Below are 10,751 nucleotides of genomic sequence, written 5' to 3'. Positions count from 1 at the left end.
GTACGGCGACGGTGCGCACGGCCTGAGATCTCGGCTGATCCCTAACTGCAATCCCCGGGGCGGAGACGAAATAAAGTCTCCGCCTTCCCTTTGCCGGCAGGCGCCGGCGCTCCATATCTATAATTAGAAGACTGATATGAAGGGCGAAAGGCGCCCCGCTGTTGACGTTTTTTATTCTTAGGTCATGCTGTCAGGAAACGGCACGGTCTCGACAAGGAAATTTCCGCGACAAATGAATACGCAGACGACGCCATCACCGCAGTTTTATCTGACGGCCCCGGCTGCGTGTCCGTACCTGCCGCATGAGATGGAGCGAAAGGTGTTCACCCATCTGGTCGGCCCGCGTGCCGCCGAGATGAACGACATCCTGACGCAGGGCGGTTTCCGCCGCTCGCAGAACATCGCTTATCGCCCGGCCTGCGAATCCTGTCGCGCCTGCGTTTCCGTGAGAATTCTCGCCCAGGAGTTCGAGCCGACGAAATCGATGAAGCGGGTGCTTGGCGCCAATTCCGACGTCATCGCCACCGAATTCGCAGCCCAACCTTCCAGCGAACAATATTCGCTCTTCCGACGCTATCTCGATTTTCGCCACCAGCAGGGCGGCATGTCCGACATGACCGTGCTCGACTACGCAATCATGGTGGAAGACACGCATGTGAATACGAGAATCATCGAATATCGCCGGCGCGAGGAAGGCTCCGGACTGGAGCAGCGGCCAAAGGGCGAGTTGCTGGCTGCCGCCCTCACCGACACGATGAGCGACGGGCTGTCGATGGTCTATTCCTATTTCAATCCGGCGCTTGAACGGCGTTCGCTCGGCACTTTCATGATTCTCGACCATGTCAGGCGCACAAAAGCGCTGGGACTGCCGCATGTCTATCTCGGCTACTGGGTTCAAGGGTCGCGGAAAATGGACTACAAGACGCGCTTCCAGCCGCAGGAGCATCTGACCCCGCGCGGCTGGGAACGCTTCGATCCCTCGTCCATGCCCGAGAGCACCCACGACTGAATGTTCCCCACCGCTCTTTCCGACCATCGGAAGGGCCTGCTGCTGACGGCGATCGGCGGGCTGGCGCTTTCCGTGGATATCCCGCTCATGCGGCTCGCCGACGGCGAGCTGTGGTCGATCCTTGCCGCGAGAAGCATCGCGACCCTTGGCGTGACGCTTCTGGTCGCCACAGTGCTCAGGATCGCCAACGGGCGGTGGCCAGTGCTCGTGCCGGGGTGGCCGGGCCTCGTCACCGGCCTGCTCTACGGGCTGACGACGGTGGTCTTCCTTCTTGCCGTTTTCAATACCTCGACGGCCAATGTCGTTTTCATCGTCGCCTTCAATCCGATGTTCGCCGCCCTGCTTTCCTGGATTTTCCTCAAGGAGCGGCCGGCGCTAGCTACGCTGATCGCCATGGCGGCGATGATCGTCGGCGTCGGCCTGATCGTCCAGGACGGGCTTTCGAGCGGCCATCTCTTCGGCGACAGCATGGCGCTGCTGACCGCCTTCATCATTGCCGCCGCCATCACCATCAGCCGCGCCTCGCGCCGGGAGATGGGCTTCGTCTCCCTGCTTTCGACGGTGCTGCCGGCGGCGGTCGGCCTGATCTCGGTCATGCCAGCCGGCGGTTTTTCGATCGAGCATCCCGCCTGGATCCTCTTCAACGGTGCGGTGATGATGCCGCTTGCCCTCTGGTGCCTGGCGACCGGGCCGCGTTACCTCTCCGCACCTGAGGTCGGCATGTTCTACCTGCTCGAAACCGTGCTCGCACCGATCTGGGTCTGGCTGATCTTTGCCGAAACGCCGACGACGATGACACTGGTCGGGGGCGGCATCCTGGTGGCGGCGATCGCAGCCCATTCCGTCTGGATGGTGCGGAGGAAAAGCATCGTTCAAATGGCAGGCTAGGACGTTCTCGCCTGCTCGGCCTCATGTTATAACGCCGTTATCACAGAGGATAAAACCAGGTGGCACTCCGCGAACTCGCGAAATGATACGGCTTCAGTGGCTGAGCCGCCAAGCGATTGAAAATATGCACGATGAGCAAATCGGCGAGCATGGCGGTCTGCCTGGCCTGCGGGATGCCAATGCATTAGAAACCTTAGCGCGCCCGCTTAACAAGGCTGCATACGGCGAGACCGACATCTTCGTACTCGCCGCAGCCTATCTCTATGCCATTGTTAGAAACCACCCATTCGCGGATGGAAACAAGCGTACCGGCTATCTCGCGGCGTTTACGTTTCTCTACATCAACCGCTATGTCATCAATGCCGACAACGCGCAGGTCATTGCATTTGTACTAGAGGTAGCCGCAGGCGAGATCGACGAGGAAGGTGCGACCCGCTTCCTTCGAGATTTCAGCATACCGCTCAACCCGTCGCCTTGAACTGCTGCTGCTCCAGTTCCCTGCCAAGCCCTTCGACCACATGCGCCCAGCCTTGCCGGGTCTTTTCCTCGTGTTCGGCCCATTCGGCGCACATTTCGTGGGTCAGCGTCAGACGACTGCCCCCGCCAAGAGGCTCGATGTTGATTTCGACACGGTCGCAATTGTGGTCGTGTTCCTCGACGGAAAAGCTGAAGACCATGCGCTGCGGGCGCTTCAGTTCCAGGAAGACACCCTGGTGGAAGGCGTCGCCGGTCGGGCGGCGGTCGACGACGAAGAAACGGCCGCCGACATGCGGATCGATATCGGCGCGGATGACGTGACCGTCATCGGTCGCAAACAGGAAGCGGCGGGCGATTTCGGGGTTAAGCCAGGCGTCGTAGACAACGGCGGGCGGCACCCTGTAGGTGTGGCTGACATGCAGTTTGATGGTGCTGGCGGGCATCTATTTTCCTCCGGTAATGGCGCGCACACTCCTCCCGTGCGCGGCCTGCGGCCATTCCGTCCGCCTCCGGAGCCGGCCTGCTCATATTTTTGCTAACAGGATTGAAATAGAGGAATTGTCGCGCCCGCCAAGACTCGGGCGCGGAATTTACTGCATCTAAGTTTTACAGCGTTCTTTGCGCGTCTGAAAAGACGCGCGGTGCTCTCGTGCCTCAGCCGGCGAATTTACCGCTGCGCGGGAAGCCCTTCGGCACGGTGCGGCCGGCGGTGGCGCGGTCGGCCAGCCATTCGGCAAGTTCATCCTTGTTCTTCGTGAAGGTGCGGCCGGCGCTGTCTTCCCAGACGAGGCCGTCTGATATCGCGAAGCAACGGACGTCGGAAATGCCGCCATCCTTGTAACGCTGCAGACGCACGCCCTTGCCGCGCGACATTTCCGGCACCTGCGCCAGCGGGAATACCAGCAGCTTGCGGTTTTCGCCGACGACGGCGACATGGTCGCCGCTGACGGGCACGAGCAGCTGCGTTTCCTCGGGCAGCCCGACGTTCATGATCTGCTTGCCCTTGCGCGTATTGGCGACCAGTTCGGCTTCAGGCACGACGAAGCCGTTGCCGGCGGTCGAGACGATCAGCTGCTTGCGCGAGGGATCATGGACAAAAGCGGTCAGCACCGCCTGGTCGTTATCCATATCGACGATGATGCGTAGCGGCTCGCCATGACCGCGGCCGCCCGGCAGCTTGTCGCCGCCGAGCGTGAAGGCCTTGCCGCCTGTCGTGACGATCAGGATCTTGTCCGTCGTCTGCGCCGGGAAGGCGATCTTCAAGCCGTCACCTTCCTTGAAGGTCAGCGTTGCCGTATCGGCGATATGGCCCTTCAATGCGCGGATCCAGCCCTTTTCGGAAATGACGACGGTGATCGGTTCCTTCTCGATCATCGCCTGCTGGATTGCTTCCTCGTCAGTCTCGGGCGCGTCGGCAAACTGGGTGCGGCGGCGGCCGACCTCCGTTGCCTTGGCGAATTTCTTCTTCACCTCACCGATTTCCCAGGCGACCGTCTGCCATTGCTTGTCGTCGGAGGAAAGCAACGCCTCGATCTCGCCCTTTTCCTTGGTGAGTTCGTCGAATTCCTTGCGGATCTCGAACTCTTCCAGCTTGCGCAAGGCGCGCAACCGCATATTGAGGATCGCCTCGACCTGATTGTCGGTGAGATCCCAGCGCGCCATCATGACCGGCTTCGGCTCGTCCTCCTCGCGGATGATGCGGATGACCTCATCGATGTTGAGGTAGGCGACCAGAAGGCCGCTGAGGATTTCGAGGCGCCTGTCGATCGCTGCCAGTCGGAAGCGCGAGCGGCGCTGCAGAACTTCGCGGCGGTGGTCCAGCCACTCCCTCAGGACCTCGTTCAGCGCCATGACCCGCGGGATGCGGCCCATGGACAGCACGTTCATGTTGAGCGGGAAGCGGCTTTCGAGCTCCGTCAGCTTGAACATCGATTCCATCAGGATCGTCGGATCGACGCTGCGGGTCTTCGGCACCAGCACGACACGAATGTCCTCGGCCGATTCGTCGCGGATATCTTCCAGCAGCGGCAGCTTGCGGGCGATCAGCAGCTCAGCGATCTTCTCGATCAGCCGCGATTTCTGCACCTGGAAGGGAATTTCGGTGATGACGATCTGGTAGCCGCCACGGCCGAGATCTTCCGTCTGCCATTTCGCCCRCACGCGGAAACCGCCGCGGCCGGTGCGGTAGCTCTCGATAATGCTGTCGCGGCTATCGATGATGATGCCGCCTGTGGGGAAATCCGGGCCGGGAATAAATTCGACGAGCTTTTCGACGGTCGCATCGGGATGCTTGATCAGATGCAGGGCAGCATCGCAAAGCTCATGGGCATTGTGCGACGGGATCGAGGTCGCCATGCCGACGGCGATGCCGGAGGAGCCGTTGGCGAGCAGGTTCGGGAAGGCGCCGGGAAGGACGACCGGCTCGGAATTCGATTCGTCGTAAGTGTCGCGGAAATCGACGGCATCCTGATCGATGCCTTCAAGCAGCAGCTCGGAGACCGCCGTCATCTTCGATTCGGTGTAACGCATGGCGGCGGGGCTGTCGCCGTCGATATTGCCGAAATTGCCCTGGCCGTTAACCAGCGTGTAGCGCTGCGAGAAATCCTGGGCGAGACGGGCAAGCGCGTCGTAGATCGACTGGTCGCCGTGCGGATGGTAGTTACCCATCACCTCGCCGACGATCTTGGCGCATTTTCTGAAGGCCGAGTTCGGCCTCAGCCCCATCTCGTTCATCGCATAGACGATGCGGCGGTGAACGGGCTTCAGCCCGTCGCGAACGTCAGGCAGGGCGCGGTGCATAATGGTCGACAGCGCATAGGCAAGGTAGCGCTGCTCGAGCGCCGCCTTGAGGTCGACCGGTTGGATGTGATCGTCGTCTCCGCCTGAAGGCGGCAAAATCTCTTGTCCCATAGGTTCTGACTAGCTCAGAAGCGGCCGGTGGGCAAGGAATCCGGGCCATTACGGCTGTGGATGAAGTCTTGGGACTGACATCAAAGGATGAGACAAACGTTCCGCCGCAATTTGGACTTCGTTTGCCGTTCCTCTCAACAGAAATTTAGAGATCCGCAAATATAAAGCGGGCCCAATCCGTAGTAGCGTAACTGCAGATTTCCAACCGCCACCACGCCACCAGAGGAATCACCCCATGAACTTTTCCCGGACAACGCGGCTGATGCTGTCGGGCGCCGCCTTTTTCTCGCTCGCCGGTTCGGCTTTCGCCCTCGACGGCGCCGATCTGCTGAAGAAGCTCAACGCCGCCTATGCCGTACAGGGCGGAACGATTTCGGCTGACGCCGTCGATATCAACGGCACGACCGCGACGCTGAAGAATGTCAGCGTCAAGTCGGCCGGCGGCGAAAGCCTGGCCGTCGGCGAAGTCACCCTTTCCGGCGTCGAGGAAGACGAGGATGGCGGCTATTACATCGAAGAGGCCTCCTTCCCCGATATCAACACCACGAAAGACGGCGTCACGGTAACGGCGCAGGAGCTGACGCTCGGCGGCATCTCGATCCCGGCAACGGCGGGCGGCGACACGCTCGATACCATGATGCTCTACGAAACCGCCCATACCGGCCCGCTGAAGGTGGTCAAGGACGGCGCGGAAATGTTCTCGCTGCTGCAAAGCGACGTCAACCTGACACTGCGCGAAGACGAATCCGGCTTCGATTTCGACGGCGCCTTCAAAAGCATGAAGGCCGATCTCAGCAAAGCCGAGGATCCGCAGAGCAAAGACGCGATCGAGAAGCTTGCCCTGCAGCACATCCAGGGCGACATCACCATGAAGGGCGCCTGGGAACTTGCCCCCGGCACGATCGACATTTCGGAATTTGCCTTCGACTTCACCAACATCGGCAAGCTGAACCTTGGCTTCAAGATCTCGGGCTATACGATGGCCTTCGTGAAGTCGCTGCAGGATGCGATGAAGCAATCCGAAGCCAGTGCGAACAAGGAAGAATCGCAGCAGGCGCTCGGTCTTGCCATGCTCGGCCTGATGCAGCAGTTGTCCTTCGAGGCGGCGCAGGTGCGCTTCGAAGATGCCTCGATCACCAAGCGTGCGCTGGATTATGCCGGTTCACAGCAGAACATGTCGGGCAAGCAGATGGCGGATTCGCTGAAGGCCATGACGCCGATCATGCTGGCGCAGCTCAATATCCCGGAACTGCAGAATGCCGTTTCAGCTGCCGTCAACACCTTCCTCGACGATCCGAAGAGCCTGACCGTCAAGGCCGCTCCCGAAAAGCCGGTGCCGTTCCCGACGATCGTGGGCGCCGCCATGGGCGCTCCGAACACGCTGCCGCAAGTGCTCGGCGTCAAGGTTACCGCCAACGACTGATCGCTTCGATCTTGCGATGAAAGGCCCGGCAGCAGTGAACTGCCCCCCAAAGGTTGACGTCCAACTTTCGGGGGCAGTTCACGGACTGCCGGGCCTTTTCGTTTTCAGGCGCGGTGGCGGGCGACTTCAGAAATGGCGAAGCTTGCGATATCAAGCAATTCTTCAAGAGATGCCGCGTCCCTCGCCTGCACCGACATGCCCTGGATGATGGCACCGAGGAACCGTGCGAGTGCGCGAGGGTTCGTTCCGGCCTTGATATCACCCTCGCGGATGCCACGCTCGATCCTTGCCGTGAAAGCGTCCAGCGATCTACGACGCATCGCCGCAACATGGTCGGCGATCACGTCGTTCTCGCTGGCGCAGTTCAGCACAGCCGTCGAAATCATGCAGCCTTTAGGATGCTCCGGAGCCGAGAAAATCTCGGCCGAGCCCCGCAATATGCGCTCGAAGGCGGAGACGGTGTCGATAGGATCGCCGAGCGCGGAAAACGTGTCGGAGCCCAGCGTTCGGTATTGCTCGAGCGCGGCGCGATAGAGATCGGCCTTCGAGTTGAAGGCGGCATAGAGGCTTTGCGGCGTGATGCCCATAGCGGCAGTGAGATCCGCGATCGAGGCGCCCTCATATCCATGCGCCCAGAAGGTCTCGCGCGCCGCCGACAGCACAGTCTCGCGGTCGAAGGCCGGCGGACGGCCGCGGCGGCGGGTGGCAGGATTATTCATGTCAGTGCTATTTTTCACAATGATCACTCTAGAAATTCAAAACGGCTTTCTATATTCAGGAACGGTCATTGTGATTATAGAAGGTTTAATCTGATGAGTCTTCCCCTCGAAATGGCAGACGCCGACAGGAATTCATCCCTTGCCGCAGCGGTTGATGCGGCAATCACAAGCGCGCTCGACGACAAACGGCTTGTGGGGACGGTGGTACTCGTTGCCCGCGACGGAGAGATCGTCCATCACCGCGCCGCCGGCCTTGCCGACCGCGAAAGCGGTCTGCCGATGCGCGAGGACACCATCTTCAGGCTTGCCTCGATCACCAAGCCGATCGTCACCATCGCCGCGATGCGGCTCGTCGAGCAGGCAAGAATCGGGCTCGACGACGCCGTGACAAGATGGCTGCCGGATTTCCGTCCGAGGCTGCCTGACGGCGGAGAGGCGATCATCCGCATCCGCCACCTGCTGACCCATACGTCCGGCCTCGGCTACAGCTTCTCCGAAGAGGACGGCGGTTCCTATATCAGCGCCGGCGTTTCCGACGGCCTTGCCGAACCGGGACTGCCGCTGGCCGAGAACCTGCGGCGGATCGCCAGCGTGCCGCTGCGCTTTGCGCCGGGCAGCGACTGGCAATATTCCGTCGCCATGGATGTTCTGGGCGGCATCATCGAGGCGGAAACGGGAGTGCCGTTGGGCGATGCCGTCGCTGAACTGGTGACCAAACCGCTTGGCCTTGCCGATACCGCGTTTTCGGTTCGCGACCGCAGCCGGCTGGCAGCGGCCTATATGAACGCTTCACCGGAACCCGGGCTGATGGGCGAGAATGCGGTGGTGATGTCGCTGATGGGTCCCATCCGCTTCGCGCCGAACCGCATCTTCGACCCCGCCTCCTATCATTCCGGCGGCGCCGGCATGGCGGGAACGGCGGGTGACGTGCTCGCCGTACTCGAAACCATCCGTAGGGGTGGCGGACCGCTGCTCTCGACCGAAACCGTACAGATGATGATGACGGACCAGGCCGGCGGGCGCCGCCAGCAGCATGAACCCGGCTCCGGCTTTGGCTTCGGCTGGTCTGTTATCACCAATCCGGCCGAGGCAGGCGTCCCCTTCCCCAAGGGCACGCTGAAATGGGGCGGCGTCTACGGCCATAGCTGGTTCATCGACCCCGTCAACGGGCTGACCGTCGTTGCGCTGACCAACACCACGCTGGAGGGCATGTGGGGCAAGTTCACAGTCGATCTTCGCGAGGCGATCTACGCGGCATTGTGAGCGACCGAACCAAACGAAAAGCCCGGCGATTTGCCGGGCTTTTGCATTCGGGAGCAGACGATCTCAGTCCTTCTTGACCGGCGGGATCGGCCGGATAGAGAGCTCACGCAGTTGCGTCGGCGTTGCCGGGCTCGGCGCGCCCATCAGCAGGTCCTGGGCCTGCTGGTTCATCGGGAACAGCGAGATTTCGCGCAGGTTCTTCGCGCCGACGAGCAGCATAACGATACGGTCGATACCGAAGGCAGCACCGCCATGCGGCGGCGCGCCGTACTGGAAGGCGCGGTAGAGGCCGCCGAAACGGTCTTCGACATCCTGCTGGCTGAGGCCGACCTTCTCGAAGGCGGCGACCATGGTTTCCGGCGACTGGTTACGGATCGAGCCCGAGGCGATTTCGAAACCGTTGCAGACGGCGTCATACTGGAACGCCTTGATCGTCAGCGGATCCTGGTTCTGCAGCGCATCGAGGCCGCCCTGCGGCATCGAGAACGGGTTGTGCGCGAAATCGACCTTCTTTTCTTCCTCGCTCCATTCGAAGAACGGGAAGTCGACGATCCAGCAGAGTTCGAAACGCTCGCGATCGACAAGGTTCAACTCTTCGCCGGCCTTGGTGCGGGCTTCACCGGCAAACTTGTAGAACTTCGCCGGATCGCCGGCAACGAAGAAGCAGGCGTCACCGTCATCGAGGCCGAGCTGGGTACGGATCGCGTCGGTGCGCTCCTCGCCGATGTTCTTTGCAAGCGGGCCGGCGCCCTCGAGCTTGTCACCTTCCTTGCGCCAGAAGATGTAGCCGAGGCCAGGCTGACCGGTCGACTGCGCCCAGGCATTCATGCGATCGCAGAACGCTCTGGAACCGCCGGTCTTGGCCGGAATAGCCCAGATCTCGACCTTCGGGTTGGAGGCGATCATGCCTGCGAAAACCTTGAAGCCGGAGCCGGCGAAATGTTCGGTGACCGCTTCCATGACGATGGGGTTGCGCAGGTCCGGCTTGTCCGAACCATATTTACGGATCGCCTCGTCGTAGGGGATGCGCGGCCATTCCTTGGTGACCGGCTTGCCTTCCGCGAACTCTTCGAAAATGCCGGTCATCAGCGGACCCATCGTGTCCCAGACGTCTTCCTGGGTGACGAAGCTCATTTCGAGGTCGAGCTGGTAGAATTCACCCGGCAGGCGATCGGCGCGCGGGTCTTCGTCGCGGAAGCAGGGCGCGATCTGGAAGTAGCGGTCGAAGCCTGCAACCATCAGCAGCTGCTTGTACTGCTGCGGCGCCTGCGGCAGCGCATAGAAGGTGCCGGGATGGATGCGGGAGGGCACGAGGAAGTCGCGCGCGCCTTCCGGCGAGGAGGCCGTCAGGATCGGCGTCGTATATTCGGTGAAGCCGACATTGCCCATTTCGCGGCGCATGGCGGAGATCACCTGGGTGCGCCTGACGATGTTCTTGTGCAGCGTTTCGCGGCGAAGATCGAGGAAGCGATACTTCAAGCGGACGTCTTCCGGATAATCCGGCTCGCCGAAGACCGGCAGCGGCAGTTCCTTGGCGGCGGAGAGAACTTCGATCTCCTGCGCGTAGAGCTCGATCTCGCCTGTTGCCATGGCCTTGTTGACGGTGTCTTCGGTGCGGGCCTTGACGAGGCCGTCGATGCGGATGACCCACTCGCCACGCACGGTTTCCGCCATCTTGAAGGCCGGGCTGTCGGGATCGGCAACGACCTGGGTGATGCCGTAATGGTCGCGAAGGTCGATGAAGAGAACGCCGCCATGGTCGCGAACGCGGTGAACCCAGCCGGAAATACGGACGGTCGAGCCGACATCCGTCTTGCGGAGGGCGGCGCATGTGTGGCTGCGATAGCGATGCATGATCTCAAATCCTGGCATGTGGCTTAAGACGGCACAAGGGTTCCACGACCCTCAAGCGCCGACAAGAAAATCGGGCGGAAAAGCGCATGGACGCTCCGATTTGTCAAGGCTTGGCGCACGCGGCCGGGCGTTTGGCACGCGTTTATGGCGAGGCTGCGACCGGTATGCTGCGGCAGTTTGGCCGCGTTTCCTGTATTGATGAAGATGT

9 protein-coding genes are annotated in these 10,751 nt (G+C 61.4%); 5 read left to right on the top strand and 4 right to left on the bottom strand.

Going from position 1 to position 10,751, the window contains the following annotated elements; all coding sequences use genetic code 11:
* The first annotated feature begins 232 nt into the window (after positions 1-232).
* The 3 genes from AC1D1Z_RS13835 to AC1D1Z_RS13825 all read left to right on the top strand — a co-directional run bounded on the left by AC1D1Z_RS13835 (position 233) and on the right by AC1D1Z_RS13825 (position 2,375).
* Positions 233-1,009 (top strand): arginyltransferase, encoded by a 777-nt coding sequence (locus AC1D1Z_RS13835; RefSeq protein ID WP_018241509.1) that lies wholly within the window; start codon positions 233-235, stop codon positions 1,007-1,009.
* The gene (locus tag AC1D1Z_RS13830) at positions 1,010-1,897 is read left to right on the top strand and encodes a DMT family transporter (RefSeq protein ID WP_168319366.1); all 888 of its coding nucleotides are present in this window, start codon (positions 1,010-1,012) and stop codon (positions 1,895-1,897) included.
* An 82-nt stretch (positions 1,898-1,979) separates the two neighbouring features.
* On the top strand, positions 1,980-2,375 hold the full coding sequence (locus tag AC1D1Z_RS13825; protein ID WP_446983317.1) for a type II toxin-antitoxin system death-on-curing family toxin: 396 nt from the start codon (positions 1,980-1,982) through the stop codon (positions 2,373-2,375).
* Here the strand turns inward: AC1D1Z_RS13825 and AC1D1Z_RS13820 are convergent.
* Complete coding sequence (locus AC1D1Z_RS13820) at positions 2,359-2,817, bottom strand: SRPBCC family protein (RefSeq protein WP_018241505.1); 459 nt, start codon at positions 2,815-2,817, stop codon at positions 2,359-2,361. The genes AC1D1Z_RS13825 and AC1D1Z_RS13820 overlap by 17 nt on opposite strands.
* A 211-nt stretch (positions 2,818-3,028) precedes the next feature.
* The gene (parC, locus tag AC1D1Z_RS13815) at positions 3,029-5,284 is read right to left on the bottom strand and encodes a DNA topoisomerase IV subunit A (protein ID WP_477850863.1); all 2,256 of its coding nucleotides are present in this window, start codon (positions 5,282-5,284) and stop codon (positions 3,029-3,031) included.
* Positions 5,285-5,519: 235 nt separating this feature from the next.
* On the opposite strand from parC, the gene AC1D1Z_RS13810 reads away from it, so the two are divergent.
* The gene (locus AC1D1Z_RS13810; RefSeq protein WP_446983316.1) at positions 5,520-6,707 is read left to right on the top strand and encodes a YdgA family protein; all 1,188 of its coding nucleotides are present in this window, start codon (positions 5,520-5,522) and stop codon (positions 6,705-6,707) included.
* A 104-nt stretch (positions 6,708-6,811) separates the two neighbouring features.
* On the opposite strand, the gene AC1D1Z_RS13805 is transcribed toward AC1D1Z_RS13810, so the two are convergent.
* Positions 6,812-7,453: a TetR/AcrR family transcriptional regulator gene (locus AC1D1Z_RS13805; protein WP_418889532.1), complete on the bottom strand. Its 642-nt coding sequence runs from the start codon at positions 7,451-7,453 to the stop codon at positions 6,812-6,814.
* Between the two features lie 66 nt (positions 7,454-7,519).
* Between AC1D1Z_RS13805 and AC1D1Z_RS13800 the strand changes: the two genes are divergently transcribed.
* Entirely contained in the window at positions 7,520-8,689 is a 1,170-nt protein-coding gene (locus AC1D1Z_RS13800; protein WP_446983315.1) for a serine hydrolase domain-containing protein, read from the top strand.
* A 63-nt stretch (positions 8,690-8,752) separates the two neighbouring features.
* On the opposite strand, the gene aspS is transcribed toward AC1D1Z_RS13800, so the two are convergent.
* Positions 8,753-10,543 (bottom strand): aspartate--tRNA ligase, encoded by a 1,791-nt coding sequence (aspS, locus tag AC1D1Z_RS13795; protein ID WP_168298092.1) that lies wholly within the window; start codon positions 10,541-10,543, stop codon positions 8,753-8,755.
* Positions 10,544-10,751: the final 208 nt, after the last annotated feature.

The organism is Rhizobium sp. P1_E1 (assembly GCF_056406015.1).
Note: the sequence above shows the minus strand (reverse complement) of the source record. Positions and strands in the feature narration are given on the sequence as shown.